The sequence below is a fragment of the Methanosphaerula subterraneus genome (assembly GCF_052055875.1).
GTDB classification, from domain to species: Archaea; Halobacteriota; Methanomicrobia; order Methanomicrobiales; family Methanospirillaceae; genus Methanosphaerula; species Methanosphaerula subterraneus.
This window is the reverse complement of sequence record NZ_CP170508.1, coordinates 657,747-679,261: the sequence shown is the minus strand read 5'-3', so window position 1 is coordinate 679,261 and position 21,515 is coordinate 657,747. Positions and strand designations below refer to the sequence as shown.

9 protein-coding genes are annotated in these 21,515 nt (G+C 56.5%); 7 read left to right on the top strand and 2 right to left on the bottom strand.

Annotation, left to right across the window (positions count from 1 at the left end; all coding sequences use genetic code 11):
• The first annotated feature begins 299 nt into the window (after positions 1–299).
• Genes ACFKSJ_RS03030 through ACFKSJ_RS03015 form a run of 4 tightly spaced genes read left to right on the top strand, consistent with a single transcriptional unit; the run spans position 300 to position 13,682 of the window.
• Entirely contained in the window at positions 300–5,399 is a 5,100-nt protein-coding gene (locus tag ACFKSJ_RS03030) for a DEAD/DEAH box helicase (RefSeq protein ID WP_440950799.1), read from the top strand.
• Entirely contained in the window at positions 5,396–8,260 is a 2,865-nt protein-coding gene (locus ACFKSJ_RS03025) for a helicase-related protein (RefSeq protein ID WP_440950798.1), read from the top strand. Before ACFKSJ_RS03030 ends, ACFKSJ_RS03025 begins: the two co-directional genes overlap by 4 nt.
• Complete coding sequence (locus ACFKSJ_RS03020; protein ID WP_440950797.1) at positions 8,257–12,207, top strand: Eco57I restriction-modification methylase domain-containing protein; 3,951 nt, start codon at positions 8,257–8,259, stop codon at positions 12,205–12,207. The genes ACFKSJ_RS03025 and ACFKSJ_RS03020 overlap by 4 nt, the downstream gene beginning before the upstream one ends.
• Positions 12,204–13,682: a hypothetical protein gene (locus ACFKSJ_RS03015; protein WP_440950796.1), complete on the top strand. Its 1,479-nt coding sequence runs from the start codon at positions 12,204–12,206 to the stop codon at positions 13,680–13,682. Before ACFKSJ_RS03020 ends, ACFKSJ_RS03015 begins: the two co-directional genes overlap by 4 nt.
• 678 nt (positions 13,683–14,360) lie before the next feature.
• Here the strand turns inward: ACFKSJ_RS03015 and ACFKSJ_RS03010 are convergent.
• Positions 14,361–14,780, bottom strand: a complete 420-nt coding sequence (locus ACFKSJ_RS03010; RefSeq protein WP_440950795.1) for a hypothetical protein — start codon at positions 14,778–14,780, stop codon at positions 14,361–14,363.
• A gap of 703 nt (positions 14,781–15,483) precedes the next feature.
• On the opposite strand from ACFKSJ_RS03010, the gene ACFKSJ_RS03005 reads away from it, so the two are divergent.
• Together ACFKSJ_RS03005 and ACFKSJ_RS03000 are read left to right on the top strand one after the other, a co-directional pair.
• Positions 15,484–16,410: a hypothetical protein gene (locus tag ACFKSJ_RS03005; RefSeq protein WP_440950794.1), complete on the top strand. Its 927-nt coding sequence runs from the start codon at positions 15,484–15,486 to the stop codon at positions 16,408–16,410.
• A 5-nt stretch (positions 16,411–16,415) separates the two neighbouring features.
• Positions 16,416–17,054, top strand: a complete 639-nt coding sequence (locus ACFKSJ_RS03000) for a hypothetical protein (RefSeq protein ID WP_440950793.1) — start codon at positions 16,416–16,418, stop codon at positions 17,052–17,054.
• A gap of 313 nt (positions 17,055–17,367) precedes the next feature.
• On the opposite strand, the gene ACFKSJ_RS02995 is transcribed toward ACFKSJ_RS03000, so the two are convergent.
• Positions 17,368–17,724, bottom strand: a complete 357-nt coding sequence (locus ACFKSJ_RS02995; protein WP_440950792.1) for a hypothetical protein — start codon at positions 17,722–17,724, stop codon at positions 17,368–17,370.
• Positions 17,725–17,838: 114 nt separating this feature from the next.
• On the opposite strand from ACFKSJ_RS02995, the gene ACFKSJ_RS02990 reads away from it, so the two are divergent.
• Complete coding sequence (locus tag ACFKSJ_RS02990; RefSeq protein WP_440950791.1) at positions 17,839–21,387, top strand: TIR domain-containing protein; 3,549 nt, start codon at positions 17,839–17,841, stop codon at positions 21,385–21,387.
• Positions 21,388–21,515: the final 128 nt, after the last annotated feature.

Genomic DNA, 21,515 nt, shown 5'->3' with positions numbered 1-21,515 from the left:
ACAATCGATTGAACCATTTTCTTAAGGTTATGAGGGAGAATTATCTGTTGATCTCCTTGACCAGGTACCAATATTTGAGGATGATCTGTCTGAAACAACTTGATTTTCATCAAACATAGTGTCTCCGATTTTGCTCAAAACATCTGTCTACCAATTTATTCTTCAACACCGACCCTTGGAGACTCTTGCAATGACTGATTCCTCCGGAATTCCTACTGACGGTAACGGTTGTTTCGTTAAAAAAGAGAAAGATAAAGACCTTTATCATCTCATCGCAAATTGTCGATCATTGGTGAAGGATGAGTATCTTCGATCTGCATGATGGCATTATTCAGGATTACCGGAATTACGTTCAGAGCTTCTTTACCTTCGAGGAACCCCGCATCCGTTCCTTTGTCGATGAGGAACTGATACAACACAACTCGCTCTGGCCTGATGCCCTGATCCAGGTCAACCCATCGTACGAATCTGTCGACACGATCGAGGGACTGGTCAAAACGGGCCTCCTTCACCCGGGAATTGCAGAGATCTTCCGCGACGGGGAGGGGCGATCGCTCCGCCTGTACCGTCACCAGGTCGCAGCGATCGAGCAGGCAGTCGCTGGCCGGCCGTTCGTCGTGACCAGCGGGACCGGGTCAGGGAAGAGCCTGACCTATCTCATCCCCATCTTCAACGCGGTCCTGAAAGGCAAGACGGCGGAACCACGTGTCCGCGCGATCATCATCTATCCCATGAACGCGCTCGTCAACTCACAGTATGAGGCGCTGACCCGGTTCGCCGAGCAGTATGAGCATCGATTCCACCAACCCTGCCCGGTGACATTCAAGAAATACACAGGTCAGGAGGACGACGAGGCCAAGCAGGCGATCCAGCAGAACCCACCACACATCCTGCTCACGAACTACATGATGCTCGAACTGATGCTCGTCCGGCCTGAAGAGCACCGGTTCGTGGACAGTGCAACAGCTGGGATTGAGTTCCTCGTCCTCGACGAACTGCACACCTATCGGGGCCGACAGGGGGCGGACGTGGCCCTGCTGATCCGGCGGTTGCAGAACCGCTGCGGGAACAAAAACCTACTCTGCATTGGTACAAGTGCGACCATGGTTGCAGGAAAGGAGATGACGGCCGAAGAGCGGCGTGCGACCGTCGGCTCCTTTGCCACAACTCTCTTCGGCGTCGAGATCGGCCCCAACCAGGTGATTGAGGAGACGCTGCTCCGGACGGCGACCTATCCCGGAGAGCCCACAGCAGAGGTACTCATAGAGGCGCTCAACCGGTCGACACCGACGACGAACGAGGACCTGATCGGTGACCCGCTGACGGCATGGATGGAGTCCACCTTCGGGATCTCACGCGACACCGCCGGCATCTACCGCCGAAACGTCCCGATCAGCCTGACCGAGGGGAGCGAGCAGCTCGCTGCCCTTACGGGGGAAGATCCCGAACGGTGCCGGAGCCGGCTGCACGAGGTCTTCCTGGCCGGGAGCGAACTCCTCACTGAACGGGGCACGCCGCTCTTCGGGTTTAAACTTCACCAGTTCTTTTCGCAGGGGCGGACGCTCTTTGCGACAATGGAAAACGCGGACCGGCGCTATCTCACGCTGGAGGGGCAGTATTACCGCCCGGGCAGTACCGAGGGGACGGTCCTCTTCCCCCTGAAGTTCTGCCGGGTCTGTGGACAGGAGTATTACTCGGTCATCCGTGACGAAACAAAACATCGCCTCTATCCCGCCGACGACTTCGACGAAATCGATGAACTCGGAGAGCGTGGCTACGTGATGCTCGCCCTTGAATCCGACGGCGATGTCTGGTCCAATGACGCCTTGCCGGCTGAGTGGTTCGACCGGAACGGCAAAATTAAGCGCGAACGGCAGCAAAATCGTCCCCAACCACTCTGGGTGATGCCAGACGGTTCCTTCGCCGACGGCGCCCAATGCCTCCCTTCTCCTGACGGGGTGAGGGTCTGGTACCAGCCGAAACCGTTCCTCCTCTGCCAGACCTGTGGCGAGTTCTACATGAAGAACAGTGGAAGGAGTGACTTCCGGAAGCTCTCGGGGCTGGCGACCGAGGGGCGGTCAACGTCCACGACCGTGCTCACGCTCGCAGCGTACAAACAGGCCCCCAAGGCCGCGATCGAGGAGGGGGCGCGTAAGGTCCTCTCATTCACCGATAACCGGCAGGACGCCTCGCTGCAGGCCGGTCACTTCAACGACTTTACCCAGGTCTCATTCCTCCGCGGCGCCATCTACAAAGCGCTCCTCGCCGCACCGGAGGTGTTGAGATACGACAACATCGCCCATTCGGTGCTCGACGCGATGGACCTCACGCTGTCGGATATCGCCGAGAATCAGTTGCTCTCGCCAGAGAGCAAACGGGCAGCTGACGTATGGCAGGCGTTCCAGTCCCTGATCGAATACCGGATCTACGAGGACCTTCAGCGTGGGTGGCGCGTGGTCCAGCCGAACCTGGAGCAGTGCGGTCTACTCACCTTCGATTACCCCGGCCTCGCAGACCTCTGTAGAGACGAGGACAAATGGCGTGACGTACCGCATTTCTCCAGCAACTTTTCTGATAAGCGGGAGCGGATCCTCTCCACCCTGCTCGACTTCTTCCGCAGGAATCTGATCATCCGGACCCAGAGTTTCGATGAGGCGTTCCAGCAGAAGGCACTTCGGCAGTGGAGCGAACAACTCGCCCCACGCTGGATTCCAGACGTCCATGATGCGCAGTACCTCACGAAGACGAACTATGCCGTCCTGCCCGGCCAGCCTCGGATACGGGAGTTCAAGAGTATGGAGAAGCGGTCCCTGATCGGGCAGTACCTGAGCAGGCAGATCGAGGGACTTCGCAACGAAGAGTACGCACCCCTCGTTAACCAGATCATTGACAAACTCGTCTCTGAGGGGATCCTTAACCGTACACGTGTCGAGGGGACGGAGACCGTCCGCCTTGAGTCAACCGCGATGGTCTGGCGGCCCGGGAAGGGGGAGCCTGAACGGGACCCCCTCTACTCGCGGCGGGTCCAGGGCGGGCGTTTCGACAACCGGGAGACCTGGCGGCAGAACCCCTACTTCACGGAGTTCTATCAATCGGTCGCATCGACACTTAAGCGGGTGGAGGGGCGTGAGCATACCGCTCAGGTGAAGAATGAGAACCGGCAGGACCGTGAGCGGCGGTTCCGCGAAGGTTCCCTGGCCTGTCTCTTCTGCTCGCCGACGATGGAGCTTGGAATTGATATCGCTGATCTCCGGCTCGTCCACATGCGTAACGTCCCACCGACCCCGGCGAACTATGCCCAGCGGTCCGGACGGGCAGGCCGGCATGGTGATCCGGCGCTGGTGATGACCTATTGCTCGGCGATGTCGGGGCATGACCAGTACTTCTTCCTGCACCGGAAGGACCTCGTGGCCGGCTCGGTCGCCCCACCCCGTGTCGACCTCGGGAACGAGGATCTGATCCGGGCCCATGTTCACGCGATCTGGCTTTCATTCACCGGGCTCGGGCTCGGATCTTCGGTCGACGAACTGTTGGACTTCACAGATCCTTCCTTTCCGCTCACCGAGAGCAAGCAGACCCAGGTTCACCTGAATCCGTCAAAGATGGAGAAATGCATCGAGGCGATCCGTGAGGTCCTGGCATCAGCCGGCAGCGAGCTGATCGAGAACGGCTGGTATACGGAGAGCTGGCTCCACCGCGAGGTGACTGAGGCACCCGGGGCGTTCGATCGGGCCTTCAACCGGTGGCGCGAGCTCTACCGGGCCGCGGACAGGCAATACCGCGAGGCGACCGACTTCCTCGGACGGCCCTGTCATGATAAGTTCATCAAAAAGCAGCATATGCGACTCCGCGATGAGGCGAGCCGTCAGAAGGATCTGCTCTGCAACGCGAGCGGGGTACGGAGCGAGACGGATTTCTACCCCTACCGGTACCTGGCCTCAGAAGGGTTTCTGCCAGGGTACAACTTCCCCCGGATCCCTCTGCGGGCGTTCCTCCAGGCAGGAAACGAGGGTGAGTTCATCTCCCGACCCCGAATGCTCGCCTTGACAGAGTTTGGTCCGGGCTCGATCATCTATCACGAGGGACAGAAGTTCAAGGTCACCCGGCTGACGCCCCCGGCCGGGGGCTTCCCGTCGCTCCAGAAACGGGCAAAGGTCTGCAAGAGCTGCGGTTACATCAACAACGAAACCGTCGACCTCTGCGCCCAGTGCGGTACGACCTTCGATGGCGGGAACAGTGAACTGCTCTCACTTATGGAGATGACGAACGTTTCGGCCCGCCAGAAGAAACGGATCACCTCAGATGAGGAGGAGCGGGACCGGCGGGGGTTCGAGATCACGACCCACTTCGCTTTCCATACCGAGGGGACGGGAGAGCGTCGGGTGCTCGCCGCAACCACGTCGGCCGAGGGCGGGGCTCCCTTACTCCGGCTCGAATACGGGCAGTCGGCACAGCTCTACCGGATCAACCACGGCTGGCGGAACCAGCGTGAAAAGACCTTCTATGTCGATATGGGCAGCGGAGATTTCGTCAGTGATCCGACCGAAGACCAGGACCAGGCCCCGGTGAACGCGAAGACCGTTGAGGCGGTAAAGCTCTTCGTATCAGAGACGGAGAATCTGCTCCGTGTCTCCTATCTCGGCGATCCTGCGGACTGGACGGAAGAGGTCCAGGCCTCGCTCCAGTACGCCCTTCAGCGGGGGATCGAGCAGGTCTTCCAGCTCGACGAGCGGGAAGTGGACTCGACCCGGATTGGGATTGACAAGGACGCAGCCCTCCTCTTCTGGGAGGCCTCGGAGGGCGGTGCCGGCGTACTGAAACGGCTGGTCCTCGACGCGAAGGCCCTGGTCGATGTCGCTACGGCAGCACTCGAACGGTGCCACTTTGACGCGGACGGGACCGACACTCATGCGGAGACCTGCGCCCAGGCCTGTTACGAGTGCCTCCTCTCCTACGTCAATCAGCGGGACTATCGCCGCCTGAACCGGCACGCGATTCGCCCGCTGCTCCAGCAGCTCGCCCGCTCGACGACGCTCTCATCGGCCGGGACGAGAAACTACCACGAGCAGTACGAATGGCTGGTCGACCGATCGGACCAGGACTCGGAGCTCGAACGCCGGTTCCTCGCACAACTCTACAGTACCCACCGCCGCCTCCCCGATGAGGCCGGCTGGCACCCACCCGAAGCTTTCATCGAGGCGGACTTCCAGTATGCCCCGAACGTCTGCATCTTCTGCGACGGGTCGGTGCACGACCCGGCCAGTGTCCGGGAGAAGGATCAGGAACGGCGACGGAATCTCTCCGACCTCGGGTACCGGGTGATTGTGATCCGGTACGATGAGGACCTTGAAGAACAGGTGAAGCGACATTCCGACATCTTCGGACAGGGAACTTTATGACTGATATCGAAGCCGGGATCGGAACGATCGTCCGTGCCCGCTCCCGTGAATGGGTGGTGCTGCCATCGGATGACGTCGGTTTGATCCGTCTTCGGCCGCTCGCGGGATCGGAGGCAGAGATCGCCGGGATAGCGAGGTCGCTCGTCGACCTGGGGCTGGAGGAGGTCGTACCTTCCCAGTTCCCGCTTCCATCGGTCGATGGGGCTGGAGATGCCGGCGCTGTCCGGCTGCTCTTCGATGCAGCCCGACTCTCACTCCGTGATGGGGCGGCTCCGTTCCGGTCACTTGGCCGGATATCGGTACGGCCGCGGCCGTACCAGTTCGTGCCGCTCCTGATGGGGCTCAGGCTCGACCCGGTTCGCCTCCTGATCGCAGACGATGTGGGTGTGGGAAAGACCGTCGAGTCGCTCCTGATCGCCCGTGAGATGGTCGACCGTGGGGAGGTCCGGCGGGTCTGCGTGCTCTGTCCACCCTACCTCTGCGATCAGTGGCGACAGGAACTCGAAGAGAAGTTCCACCTGCCGGCGGTCGTGATCCGGTCCGGGACGGTCGGCGCCCTCGAACGGGAGCTGCCTCTCTCGGGTGACCTGTCGATCTACCAATACTACCCTTTCATTGTGGTTTCGATCGACTACGTGAAGTCGGACCGGAACCGGGCGGCGTTCCTGCTCCACTGCCCGTCGTTCGTGATCGTAGACGAGGCACATGGTGCAGCACAGCCGGCCGGGTCGTCGAAGGGGCAACAGCAACGACATGCACTCCTGAAGGCCCTCGCTGCCGACCCCCATCGGCACCTGGTGCTCCTGACCGCAACACCGCACAGCGGGGTCGGGACCTCGTTCTCGTCCCTTCTTGGCCTCCTGAAGCCTGATTTTGCCAACATCGACCTCGCGACGGCCACGGAAGAGGAACGGGTATCGCTCGCCCGGCACTTTGTCCAGCGGCGACGGGCGGATATCGTCCACTGGCTCGGAGAGGATACGCCGTTCCCTGAGCGGGTTACGCTGGAGACGACGTACAAACTGACGCCGGCGTATCAGGCGCTCTTCGATGAGGTGTATGCCTTTTCGCAGGAACTGGTCAAGGCCGGGGAATCAATGACCGGATGGAGCCGGCGGATCCGATACTGGACAGCGCTCGCCCTTCTCCGGTGCGTGATGTCGAGCCCGGCGGCGGCCTCATCGGCCCTCGCGACGGCGGCAGGCCTGAAACGGGCGGAGATGGTTGAGGATGAGAAGAATGAGTTCGCCCCCTTCATCTACGAGCCGACGGATGAGGAGGTCGTGGACGCGGCACCGAGTCCGATCATGGAGCAGGGCGGGGCGGAACTCGGCGATTCCGGCCGGCGGTCGCTCGCCCGGTTCGTCAAGGTCGCGGAGGGGCTGGCCGGCCCGAAGCAGGACGCGAAGCTCGCGGCCGCGATCGGGATCGTCCGGCAGCTCCTTGACGAGGGGCGGTCACCGATCCTCTGGTGCCGGTACATCGCAACGGCAAAGTACCTGGCGGCCGGGCTGGAGACAGCCCTCTCCCGGCAGTACCGAGGGCTCCGGGTGGTCGCGGTGACGGGCGAGCAGCCCGAGGAGGAACGTCGGGAGATCGTCGCCGGCCTCGGGCAGACTGAACGGCGAATCCTGGTGGCGAGCGACTGCCTCTCGGAGGGGATCAACCTCCAGGGTTGGTTCGATGCGGTCGTCCACTATGACCTCCCGTGGAACCCGAACCGGCTTGAACAGCGGGAAGGACGGGTCGACCGGTTCGGCCAGGTGGCCCGCGAGGTGAAGGCGGTCCAGCTCTACGGAAGCGACAACCCGGTCGACATCGCCGTCCTCGATGTCCTGATCCGGAAGGCCGGAGAGATCCGGCGGACGCTTGGGGTGACGGTACCGGTGCCGGTCGAGTCGGAGACGGTGATGAATTCGGTGCTCAGGTCGCTCTTTTTCAAGCCGCCGAAAGCCCGACAGACGACTCTTGCGTCGTTCGTCGAAGACCCGACGAACGAGGACGGGGCTGCCGTGATGGAGGTCCACCGGCAGTGGGACGCGGCGGCGGCCCGGGAGAAGGTGAGCCGGACCCGCTTTGCCCAGAAGGGGATCAAGCCCGAGGAGGTCGAGGTCGAGCTGGCGGCGACGGACCAGGTCCTTGGCGACACGGGGGCTGTCCGTGCGTTCGTGCTCGATGCGGTCCAGCGGTTTGGGGGGCGGGTGGAGGTTCAGGTCGACGGGACGGTCCTCCTCTCCTCCCTTGACCAGCTCCCTGAGCCGGTGCTGGCGGCCCTGGGCGAGGAAAAGAGTACCCGGGTGGCGTTCTCCGTACCTGCCCGGTCAGGCGCATCCGTGCTTGGCCGGAACCATCCGGTCGTGACAGCCCTCGCAACAGCGCTCTTCGAATCGGCGATGGTGGGGGCGATCGGGTCGCCGGCGGCCCGGTGTGGTGTGATTCGGACCGCAGCGGTCTCCCGCCTGACGGTACTCCACCTGCTCCGGGTCCGGTGCACCGTCGAGGTGGCGGGGGCCTCGCCCCTGCTCTCGGAGGAGGTGCTGGTCCGGGCGTACCAGGGCCACCCGCCTGAGATCGACTGGTTGTCTGAGGACGAGGCGCTCGCCCTCCTGGGGGTTGCACCGAACGACAATGTGACCCCGGAGGAGCGGCGTGACCGGATCGGGAACGCCCTCCAGGAGATAGCAGCCCTGGCTGATGCCCATGCAGAGGCAGCACAGGAGCATGCGGCCAGGCTTCAGGGCGCCCACCGGCGGATACGGGGCTCGATCGGGATAAGCAAGCGGGTGGTTGTGACCCCGCACCTCCCTCCCGATCTCCTTGGTCTGCTCGTCCTCATCCCTGTTCCTGGGGTGCGGCGATGAGCACCAGGTATCCCTCTCTCCGGCTGGAGGGGGGGCTCCTCTCAGGGGAGGTTATTGACGAGCTCGTGGTGGGTGGACTGCCGGGACAAAAACCGGCAGACTTCGGCTTCACCGGCTCGCGTCCATTCATCGACGAGGTCGCGCCGATCTGGGCCGAGGCGCTCACGCAGTGGCGAACCTTCCGGCAGGCGGTGGACCGGCTCAAACCGGAAGATTCTGCGACGCGTGAGACACGGGATCGCTGGGTCGGCCCCCTTCTCTCGCTGCTCGGGTACGACCTCTACCGTCTGCCACGGGCGGCGGAGGCGGATGGGCTCTCGTTTGCGTTCTCACACCGGGCTGGGTCGGATGAGAATGGACCGCCGGTCCATATCGTCGGCTGCCGGCAGTCGCTCGACCGAAGGCCGGAGTCCGGGCGACCCCGGCTCGGGCCGCACTCCCTCGTGCAGGAGTTCCTGAACCGGACGGAGGCGCTCTGGGGGATCGCGACGAACGGCCGGGTGCTCCGGCTTCTCCGCGACTCACACCTGATCCGACGGCAGTCATACGTTGAGTTCGATCTCGCCCGGATGATGGATGAGGAGCGGTTCGCGGACTTCGCGCTCTTTGTCCGGCTGCTCCATGCGAGCCGGCTGCCACGAACCGGGGAGGATACGAAGGACTGCCTGCTCGAGCGGTACCACCGGACCACGGTGGAACAGGGCGGACGGGTCCGTGACCATCTCCGCGAAGGAGTGGACCGGGCGCTCCGGACGATCGGGGACGGGCTGCTCGCCCACCGAGCGAACGAGGCACTCCGGGCACGGGTGGTATCAGGCGAGTTATTGCCGTTTGACTACTACCAGCAACTTCTGAAACTGATCTATCGGCTGCTCTTCCTTTCGGTCTCTGAGGAGCGGGGTCTGGTCTCGGATGACGCCCAATACCGGAAGTACTACAGCATCTCGCGACTCCGGCAACTTGCTGAGGTCCGGGCTGCATACACAGAGCAGCGGGACCTCTGGGAAGGGCTCGGGGTTACGTTCCTGCTCTTCGGCAATGAACAGGCCGGGGCGGCGCTTGGAGTGCCGCCGCTCGGTGGGGACCTCTTTGACCCCGAGGGGCTGCTGGGTATCCATGGGTTTGCACTCTCGAACCGGATCCTTCTCTCGGCTATCTGGGACCTCTCGATGTACCGGGAGAAAGAGAAGGCACCTTGGCGACGGATCAACTACGGAGCGCTGGACGTGGAGGAGCTCGGGTCGGTGTACGAGTCCCTGCTCGACTTCGCGCCGGTCTTCACGACCGAGCAGGGCCGGCCGGGGTTCACGCTTTCGGCCGGGACGGAGCGGAAGTCAACCGGGTCGTACTATACTCCGCCGGAGCTCGTGAACGAACTGGTACAGTCGGCGCTCGTTCCCGTGATTGAGGAGCGGCTCGCAGCCGCAAAGACGCCGAAGGAGAAGGAGGAAGCGCTCCTCTCACTCGCGGTCTGCGACCCGGCCTGCGGGTCGGGGCATTTCCTGCTCGCTGCCGCCCGAAGGATCGGGCGGGAACTGGCCCGTTCCCGGACCGGGGACGAGGAACCGTCGCCGGAAGAGCAGCGTCTCGCGGTCCGGGACGTGATCACGCACAATATCTATGGGGTGGATAAGAACCCGCTCGCAGTCGACCTCTGCCGGGTCGCGCTCTGGCTCGAGGGGCACTCGATGGGCCGGCCGCTCACCTTCCTCAACCATCGCATCCGGTGCGGCGACTCGCTCGTCGGGGTCTACGACCTCGCGGTGTTGAAGGAGGGGATCCCGGACGCGGCGTACACGGCCGTGACCGGGGACGATAAGGCGGTCGCCTCGGCGGTCAAGAAGCAGAACAAGCTCGAACGGGGCGGTCAGACGACGCTCTTCGCGGTTGACCTGGCCGACCTCGGCCCTCTGAACGACGCCCGGCGCCGGCTCTCCACGATTCCGGATGACACTCCGGCTGCTGTGCGGGAGAAGGAGGTCGTGTACCGGACGGCGCAGGCTGAAGGAACGGCCTGGTGCCGGGACCGGACGGCATGTGATCTCTGGACGGCAGCGTTCTTCGCGCCGCTCACGCCGGAGACGGACGAAGCCGGCATGATCCCGACGACCGGGACCGTGCGGTCCTACCTCGCTGATGACCAGGCAACAGTCCATGGGGAGGCCGCGCGGGAGGCCCGCCGGATCTCGAAGCGGTATCGGTTCTTCCACTGGCCGCTCGAGTTCCCTGAGGTCTTCGCGAAGGGTGGATTTGATTGTGTGTTAGGGAATCCGCCGTGGGAGAGGATCAAACTTCAACAACAGGAGTTCTTCTCGACGCGGGATCCGGCTATCGCCGGTGCGGCGAACAAGGCGACGCGGGACAAATTTATTGCGGCATTGCCGGCTACGAACTCCGCGCTCTGGGATGATTACCTGACGGAACTCCACGGGGCTGAGGTGCAGAGCCTCATCCTCCGGCAGGGCGGGCGGTTTCCGCTAACGGGGCGAGGGGACATCAACACGTACGCGGTATTCACCGAACTCGATCATCGTTTAATTAATCCTAGAGGAATGACTGGGGTTATTTGTCCACCTGGCATCGCATCTGATGATACAAACAAGATCTTTTTTTCCGATATAATCGAGAATCAGAGGCTCGCATCCTTAATAGCTTTTGTAAATGAGAAATTCATTTTTCAAGGGGTATTACACAATTTTCGTTTTTGCATTATCACAATGACAGGGAATGACATCCGGAACAATGCTCCTGAATTTGTGTATGAATGCCAGTGTATTGAGGATATTCGTAATCAGGATAGAAAATTTACTCTTAAACGGGATGATTTTAAACGCTTGAATCCAAATACACTCACTGCTCCTGTTTTTAGAACGAACGTGGACGCTGATATTTCTAAAAAGATCTATCGTCGCATACCTGTCTTAATCAATGAAACATCAGAGAAGAACCCCTGGGAAATTTCATTTTCTCGAATGTTCGATATGTCCAATGATAGTGATTTGTTTGTAAATACTCAAAGAGATGGTTACGTTCCACTTTTCGAATCAAAAATGATTCACCAGTACGACCATCGATATGCTTCATTTCATACATTAGATGGAAAAAGGGCGCATATGCTCCCACAGGTATCTTTGGAGGAGCATGAAAGGCCATCTTTTGTGACAAAACCCTGCTATTGGGTATCAGAGTCAGCCGTTTTTTCGAGGTTATCAAAAAAATGGAATCGGCAATTCCATTTATGTTACAGAAGAGTCTCGAGCAAATCCCTTGAAAGGACAATGATTGCATGTATTGTCCCGTTGGTTGCGACAAATGATGGGCTTCCTCAGTTAATAATCGGATCAAGAAAGGAACTCTTATCTTTGCTCATTGCAAATTTGAACTCAATACCATTTGATTTCTGTGCTAGGCAAAAAGTAGGTTCGGCTCATTTAGATTATCATTGTCTTAAACAACTCCCCGTCATCCCACCAGATTGCTACACTCCCGATGACCTCGCATTCATCGTCCCCCGCGTCCTCGAACTGACCTATTCCGCGTGGGACATTAAGGCCTTCGCCGATGATGTCTGGCGGGACGCGGATGAGGCGATGCGGGGCCGGCTCCGCGAGCAGTGGGCGGCGAACGCGGCCATCACGGGTGGCCACCCGTTCGAGCCGCCGGCCTGGGCTGAGATCGCCGAGGACGGGTGCCCGCTCCCGCCGTTCGTCTGGGACGAGGAGCGGCGGGCGGTATTACGGGCGGAGCTTGACGCTCTCTACGCCCGGCTCTACGGACTCACCCGCGACGAGCTGCGATACATCCTCGACCCGGCGGACGTGTACGGGGAGGAGTTCCCCGGCGAGACATTCCGGGTGCTGAAGGAGAAGGAGATCAAGAAGTATGGTGAGTACCGAACCCGCCGGCTCGTGCTCGAGGCATGGGATCGGATGGAGCGCGATTCATGACAGATGATGAAGTTGTGAGTGAAGATCACCCGCAGATGGCCTCTCTTATTTCCAAGCTTCATAAACCAGTTCTGATCGAACTCGACTCTATTGGCCCAGTCGCTTTCGGGCCAATTAATCTAAAAAAATTTTTCCAACTGCCTGAGCTCCTGGCGATCGAGGACGATCGTGACTTTGCGATCGAATTCACCTATCAATTGTTAACAACACCTGATATCACTATAGAGAATTGGCGGGGATTATCTGAAGCGGAGCTCGTCGACGTCGTTAAGACGTTGTGTATCAATCATCGAGGGATAGCAAAGTACTACTCTTCTGACTCTTCTTCCGACCCCTTTACTGCGTTCAGGGCTGCCATTAATAGTCACTCCCGGACCGTAAATGAGATGTGGAGCCAAATCCACATTGATGCACCCACCTTTCAAAATTGCCTGAATCATCTTGAACCGACACTCCTATCGCTCTCAGCGAACTCCGCTATTCAATCCGCTCTCGACACCTTGAGTCCCGGTAACATTCAGGGAAATACTGGTCTATTTTCCCAGATGAGCCAACTTGCCCAGATGAGCCAACTTCAAGCAATTGATATTGATCCGATCAGAATCGCCATCGAAGAGGCACAACGTAATTCACTGGAGATTCAGAAAGAAGTACTTTCGGCATTTGATGGAATCACTACCCAATGGATGACGGCATTGCCCGAGATCTTCTCCCGTCTCAATGAATCCTATTTAAAACTCGATCTAAACTTACTCCCCTTCAACACCTCGCTGACAGAGATCAATGATATTTTGAAGAAGTACCACTGGTTCATCGCCCCCAGCATGTCAGAATCGTTATCGTTAGCTCGGACTGTAAAGGAGATCCATTATAGCGGATCTCATCAACGAAAGAAGATGAACCAGCTCTTTATTCAGTATATCTCTGAAAACGACTATCAAAATTTAAAAATCATGATGGCCGCTTGGAAGGAGAACTCACTTTTCGCTCCGAGAATGGCAATAATTAAATCAGCCCTTGCCGTGCTTCGTGCCACACCCCGCTCCTATAACCCTTCGAATGTGGTCGTTCCCACACTGATTACCCAGATCGATGGAATAATATACGATTTTGTTATTGATCGAGGGATATCCCCTGTAAAGGGTCAATTTTATGATTCAAATAATAAAAGATCAAATCCTGAGAATATCTTGAAGAACCTGATCTTAATACAAGACGTGGGTGGTGATGTTGAGCAGGCCATATCTAAATTACTTGGTTATGGCATTGAGGCGGATACGTTTTTATTGCTCGATGTATTATTTCAAAAATCACTTCGTGGCCAATCCCTAAATCGACCGACGAGTTTCAGTCGCCATAAGATCCTGCATGGAGAGTTCACACGGTACGGGCGAATGGAGAATACAGTCAGGGCTTTTATGATCCTTGATTACCTTGCGTATCTAGATTCAAAAATACCCCGGGTGAGCGATTAGTGGTCTCATTTTAGGCGAACCTCAAAAGTCCACTAACATATATTAAGATATATTTTTTAATTTGTATCTATTACAGATCTTGGAGCATTGTGGGAAATGATGACTGATAATGAAACCAGAAAGCAGGTACCTTCACCGAATCAGCTGGAGGAGCCAGTGGTCATGGAAGCGGCTCTCAAGTCGTTCACTAACAAGCAAGAGATACCACCAAAGAAATCATGACCGATGGATTCCGATATCGTAGTATCAACGACTGAACCGACTGATACCCAAATACCACGGTTTCCACCTTCGCCTCCTTTCTCCGTGGACACCCTGTCCCTCTCCTGGGATGGGGGTCAAAACAGGACTCGCTGAACACATGTTCAAGGATGTAATCTTACATGGATGATAATTCACAGAATCTGGACTCGGCCCCGAGACGGAGAAATCCCCCGGGACTTGAGGAGCCGGTCGTGATGTCGACCGCACTCGGTACCATAGAGAAGGCAGATAAAATCTCGCCGGATCCACGCGACGCTGGTATTATCCGGAAGGCGAGATGATGAGCGAAGAGATTAGGCGGCGGGAAAGAGCACCGTAGATCCCTCATAAAGTGTCCGTCGTCCTGCCGGCTGTCCCAGAAAATTCGAGAAGGGGCGATCATCTGAAAACAGCCGGCAAGGTATTATAGCCTTTTTAGAGACCGAAGATTCCCTGAGCATTATGAGCAAAGATTGCGCCTGTGGTGACGAAGAGGGAGGCCAGTAAAAATGCGATGGCAACCTTGGTGCTGCGCACAATATTGTCTGATTGATCTTTATTCTTCGTGACAGCAAGATCTAAAGTCGCCATGGTATCGATCTTCGCCTGGGGAAGATTGTTCAATCGGTTATTGAGTTTAAACTGCTTCCATGTCTCGCCGGCCATCAGGTACTTGAACTGGCGAAACCCCAGGGCGTGAATGGATGCAATGCCAGATAGCGTAATCAATGCAAGTGAGAGAAGAGCGAGGTGCAGTTCCATGACACCGAGTGAATTGATCACCAACCCGAGGAGTACACCATCCGTGACAAGAACCATGTTGGCTTTCTGGTCCAGCGCACGCTTATCTTCCATGGAACTATCGTAACTCTTCCAAGCAATCTGTAAGGCCAGGTCGGCTACCTCCTTTACTGATTCGTCTTCAGGTCTTGTTCTCCGAGAAAACCGCCTTGCCTGTGACATTTCAATACCCCTCCATTAACCGTACTTCTCTATTTACTAAAAAGGAACCCAATCACCTATTCGTGTCGTTAGGTGTGATAGCATTTCACAAATGATGTAATTTCAACGAACATTACATTCGTGACTGATCCTCTCATCTTCATTTTTAAATACTATCTGCTAGTGCCCCCCTTGATGAGGAAGACATCTTTGAGATCACGATCGAACGGGACGCGCCGGCGATCCGTGAGGCCGAGGAGCGGGTTCTCGGGATCCTGAAGGGTCTGAAGGAGAGGAGTCTCTGATCTGGTTGCAACTGGCTGGTTGACAGATCAGATGTTCAGGGTCACTACCTGCATTGCGGAGGGATGCGTCGCCGTTATCGTCGTCAATGGGGAGGAGTACGAGGGGCCGTTCTACGTCTGGCCTGCCATTTTCACATGCGCTCGACTTGATGGTAGTGAGCAAGACAATGGGCATGGGGCGCTACTCGTGCGGCCAGAGAGAGCAGGCCAGAAATAAGATAATCCATGGAACTTCAAACCGAAATACCCTTTAAGCAGCCGGAATACTAATATATTGAAACTTCTTAGTATCAAACAGTCTCCCGAGAACTATGGTGAAAAATCCCCTCCTAAAATATACTGTTGAAGCACTCTTACGTGAGGCCAACCCTAATGGAGAGCCATATTTTAGAAAGACATATTTTTTTAAGACCCTCTTCCTCCTTCACCAGGCTCTTAAGGAAAAACAAATTGATATCAGGTTGCCCTATTGCTGGTACCTTCATGGGCCTCTAGTTGAGCAGGATACATTTGAAGACCAGACTGGCACCCAACTTCAAAATTATATCACCCCTGCTAATTCAACGATGCGAATTACAAATGTCTATGATGATGGCATAATTGAGAAAGAGAAACAGGTCATATTAATAGAAATTCGCAAAATTCTAAAGAAATATAAAACCGGTCCAATATGGCACGAGGATTATGGTAATAAACTCGTGGGTGAAGCATACCGACGGGCGCCTTTTACCTATCAAAGGACCTATAAGAGAGAGTTTCTTCCTTACTTTGATGACCTAGAAAACGACTCAAATCTCTATGATTATGCCTATGAGAGGATCTCGCAGAATCTCTTTCGATATCTGGATTCGTTGATCACTCAATTTCCAGAGCGTGACATGAACGATATCTTCGATGTGTATCTCATGTGGGACGATACAACCCGGCTCAAAATTGAAAACCACGAGTCAATCAATGATATAAAAGACCTTTCCACACAATATTGGGAGATCTTCTGCAGTCTTCTACGCATCAAACAGAATGAAAATGTTCTCCCCCGAGTTGTGGATAGATGGGAACATGAATTCTCTCGAGCACAGCCAAGTTATTACCATAAATTAGAGTCTATCCAAGATGATTCACTTCAAAAAAATAATCGTGGAGAGACGGCCATCCTCGATCCAGAGATTGATACAATAGTTCGCCGCCTTATGGTCTACGCCCGTGATGCTACTACAACTCTTCCTAAGGAGATGTAGAGTAATTGCCCTATTTCCTTGATTCAATGGTAATTGTGGGTTATATATTTTATAATTCAGATAACTGGGGAAAGGCCGCCGTTTGTGTCTTCGACGATCCAGAGCCAAACCATTCGGGTGACTCTGTAAAACGTGAATGTTTCGGTGAAGGTGAATACGAATCAGGGAAAGTTTCGACAATCAAAAATGAAGTTGCTTCTGCCCTTCGAAAAATCAATTATTATATAAAAAATGGCAGGACTCTCGACCAGGCTGTCAATGAGATTGAAAGCAAACGTATCGGCGAAATAATCAACGATGTACACACTAAAATCACAATAAGTCCTGAGCGACCAATCGAATGGATCATTCGAATCTGTTTGAATAATTTCCAAACTGAAGTCGTCCAGAGGAAGAGCATTGTGGAAAAACAGTGCCAATGGCATAAATATATAATCCCTTCTAGAGAGATTTACGAAACCCTATCGAGTTATATCTCAGATTCTGATGACATTGAGGTCTTGATTGATGCCCACTATGCAGCACAATCTGTACCGAATTTGATATTCATAACAGGTGATTATAATCACATCATCCCATATACCCAAGATATTCTCACACAGACCCACATCCCTGAGATAAAACCACTTGGAACTTTCGGATAAAGCCAGGTATCCATAAGAAAATCACAAATGAGGTTAACTATTAACCTCGAGAAACAGTCCCGTATTTAATAGGAGTTTATATACACAATCGCCAAAAGTGGGGGTTAAAAGCTATCCTCAAATATTTTTCTGAAATCTTTCATTGCCCCCAGTGGAAGCAAATCTGATCGCTCATAAGCAAACCAGTTCCTTTACCATAGTGAGTTGCAATACCCTCTGTCAAGAACCTATACTCTCCGGCCCGTTCTCTGAAGTCATTTCTGCTGCTCCACCCCATTAAAAACTACTAGGACGTGGTCTCCCGAATCTCCACCTACTCCCTCACCAGTTTCTCATAACAGACCGAACAGATCGCGGTCCCGCTGCCGTCATGACTGTACTCCGCCGACTGGAGCCCGCAGACCGAGCACCGGCCGAAGAGGCCGGCATCGACCGGCCTGACCTCGTCGAGCGGGATCGCACCAGGCAGGATCTGGACGGCGGCCTGTTCCCGGGTCCGGTTATAGCAGCCCCGGCAGATATGCCAGCTCCGCTCCTTCTGACCCCGGGCTTGAAACCGTTCGGTGTAGTGCACTACCCGACCGCCGCAGACCGGGCACGGCTTGACAAGGATCCTCCCTGGCCAGAGTCGAAGACAGAAACTCGGAGGGTGCCGGCTGTTGTACCTCATGAGAGAAATTGGATGCATTTCAACGAAAACTGTTCTCACAATGAAAACAAAATTTTTAGAAAAAAACACTGGAGATAAATAAGACATCTTATTATCCGCCCAGAATAAAACACCTTGAGAGAACCAAGTATGCGGATCTTCATCAGTTATGGACGGAAGGATGCCCTCGAATTCGCCCGGAGACTTTCCTCCTGGCTTCGTGATCGGGGCTACGATCCATGGCTCGATGTCGAAAATGGCATCCCTCCAGGCACTCCATTCGATATTAAGATCGAAGACGGGATCAAGGAGAGCGATCTTATCCTGGCACTTCTCTCCCCCGAGAGTGTCCGGCCGGGAGGGTTTTGTCGGAACGAACTCCTCTACGCCCTGTCTCATAACATCGACATTCTCCCGGTCAGGATCGCCGACGTCGATCCACCGATCCAGATCATCTCCCTCAACTACCTTGATGCCAGTACCGATCCTGAGTCCGTCTTCGCCCTTCTCCCCGCCGCCCTCGATCAGATCACAAAGAAGGCATACACCTGGCGGACGACCCCGGGTGCCGCTGGCACATGGTGGGAGAAGATCCGTGTCATCACGTTCCAGGAAGAACTGAAACGATACGGAGGCGACTTCACCGGTAGGGAATGGCTCTTTAACCAATTTGATTCCTGGGCTGCCAAGAAAGATTCACACCTTCTCCTCCTCACCGGAGAGGCTGGGATTGGAAAGAGCGCGCTCTCAGCTCAGTTGACCACCCGGATGGATGTGATGGGGATTCACTTCTCCTCCCGATCGAACCCGGACTCCTGCCGGCCGGAATCCATGATCTCGGCGCTCATCTTCCAGCTCGCCCACCAGTTCCCTGCGTACCGGGAGATCATGGACCAGATCACCCCCCCGGATGCATCAACGGCTCCAGAGGCACTCTTCCGGATGCTCGTGACCGATCCGCTCCGGGCCTGTGAACACCGACTGAATATCAAGAGCCCGTGGATCTTCGTCGTCGACGGACTGGACGAGGCAACTGCCGGTGCCGGAACGGCGATGGTCGACTTCCTGATAGAATCGGTGGAGCGGTTCCCGTCATGGTTCCAGGTTATTGCCACGGCACGGCCTGATCGGGAGCTCCTCGCCCGGTTTATGGGTAACGGTATCCAACAGAAAAGTCTTGAGGCCTCTTCAGGAGACAACCGGAAGGATGTCGCCGAGTATATCCGTGTTCGGGTGGAGTCGGAAGGGTTGAGTGTCATCCCCGGAGTTGCGAACCGGATTGACGAACTCGCCGCCGGAAACTTCCTCTATGCAGAGACCGTCATCGATGCCCTGACTGATCCTGAACCCACGTACCGTCTGACACCCGACGAGCTGGGCAGGCTCCCGCCGGCCCTTGGGGGGCTGTATGACAGGATGTTCCGGAAACGTTTCCCGGATATTACAAAATATGAACAGGAGGTTGCACCACTGGTTGCCTGTCTTGCGGTGACACGGATGCCGGTGCCGGAGCCCCTCCTGATCGCGGCCTCCGGGCTCGATCCCCGGACCGCGACCCGGGGGCTTCGCGCCCTCTCACAGTTCCTGACCCGGGACGATGACAAACTGCGCCTCTTTCACCAGAGCCTCATCCAGTGGTTGATGGACGACCCGGTAGGGAATCCGTTCGCAGTGTTTCCGGAGGAGGGCAATCGTCGGCTTGCGGAGGCAGGCCTGCAGGAGGTACGCGGTGGGAAAAGAGCGGTGTCGGAGTACACCCTGTTCACCCTGCCCTTCTATCTCGTAGAGGCGAGCCTGTTCGATGTTCTGGAGGAAGTCCTCCGGGATCTAAGGTACATTGAGGGAATCTGTAATAGAGGCCGGGAGGAATTCCTGGCTATCTGGTCTGTTGTTGAGCGATCGACGCCGTTACAGATCCAGACGGTATATGCACCTGTCGTTGAGACTCCATCCCTCTATGGAGATTCATTTTTAAACAAAATTGCGTTTCTTTTACTCGTTACAGGTCACCTGGACGGCGCCATGGCGCTTCTGAAGGAGCAGGAACGGATCAGCAGGGGACTCGGGAACGTCGCCGGCCTGCAGGCATCGCTTGGGAACCAGTCGGCCATCCTCTACAAACGCGGCGACTTCGATAGCGCCATGAAACTTCTGAAGGAGCAGGAACGGATCTGCCGCGACCTCGGGAATGTCCACTGTCTGCAACGATCGCTCGGGAACCAGGCACTGATCTTGCAGGTCCGCGGCGACCTTGACAGCGCTGTGAAACTTCTGATGGAGCAGGAACGGATCTGCCGCGACCTCGGGAACTTCAACAGCCTGCAGGTATCTCTCGGAAATCGGGCGACCATCCTCTACACCCGCGGGGACCTCGACGGTGCGATGGCGCTCCACAAGGAAAAGGAACAGATCTGCCGCAACCTCGGGAACCTCGGTGACCTATCGATATCTCTCGGGAACCAGGCGCTGATCCTCAAAGTCCGTGGTGACCTTGACGGCGCCATGGCGCTTCACAAGGAAGAGGAATGGATCTGCCGTGACCTCGGAAACATCGACGGTCTCCAGGCATCGCTCGGAAACCAGGCGTTAATCCTCAAAGCCCGTGGGGACCTCGACGGTGCCATGGGGCTTCTCAAGGAGCAGGAACGGATCTGCCACGAACTTGGAAACATCGACGATCTTCAGTCATCTCTTGGGAATCAGGCGACTATTCTCTACGCCCGCGGGGACCTCGACGGTGCCATGGCTCTCCACAAGGAACAGGAGCGGATCTGCCGCGACCTCGGGAATATCGACGGTCTACAGTTATCGCTTGGGAACCAGGCGCTGATCCTGCAGGATCGCGGCGACCTCGATGGTGCTATGGAACTTCACAAGGAAGAGGAACGGATCTGCCGGGAGCTCGGAAACGTCGACTCCCTGCAGCGATCGCTCGGGAATCAGGCGTTGATCCTCTACATCCGCGGGGATCTCGACGGTGCCATGGCGCTTCACAAGGAAGAGGAACGGATCTGTCGCGACCTCGGGAACATCAATGGTCTTCAGGCATCGCTTGGGAACCAGGCAAACATCCTCTACGCCCGCGGCAACCTCGATAGCGCCATGAAACTTTTGATGGAGCAGGAACGGATCTGCCGCGACCTCGGAAACGATGAGAGACTGCTCGTCTCTCTCGGCATCCAGGCAAACATCCTTGCAGATCGCGGCGACCTGGGTGGGGCCATGGCGCTCCACAGGGAAGAGGAGCAGATTTGCCGCGACCTCGGAGATGACGACTCTTTACAGGTGTCGCTCGCGAACCAGGCACTGATCCTGCAGGCTCGGGGCGACCTCGACGGCGCTATGATGCTTCTCAAGGAGCAGGAACGGATCTGCCGCGACCTCGGGAACACCGACGGCCTGCAGCTAACGCTCTACAACCAGGCCAACATCCTCAGGATCCGCGGGGACCTCGACGGTGCAATGTCTTGTCTCAAGGAGCAGCAACGGATTTACTCCGAACTCGGAAACTTTGAGGGGCTGGCGATCTCACTCGTGAACCAGGCTGTCACCCTCGCACAGCAGGATCAGCATATGGAGGCGTCGAGGGCGGTCGACGAGGCACTCGCCATCTCATCAAAAGGGGGGTGCAATACCTCCCTTGAGGTGCAGATCCGAAAGATCAAAGAGAAGTACGGGTTCTGATAGTAGCTCTCATTGTGGTTCTGATTCGATGAAGGTTCCAGGTCCGTGCATAATGCCCGGTCGGGATCTATTATTCCGAAGAAGGTCCAACCACAGCCGGCCCTACCGAATATCTACCTGCTCCCTCA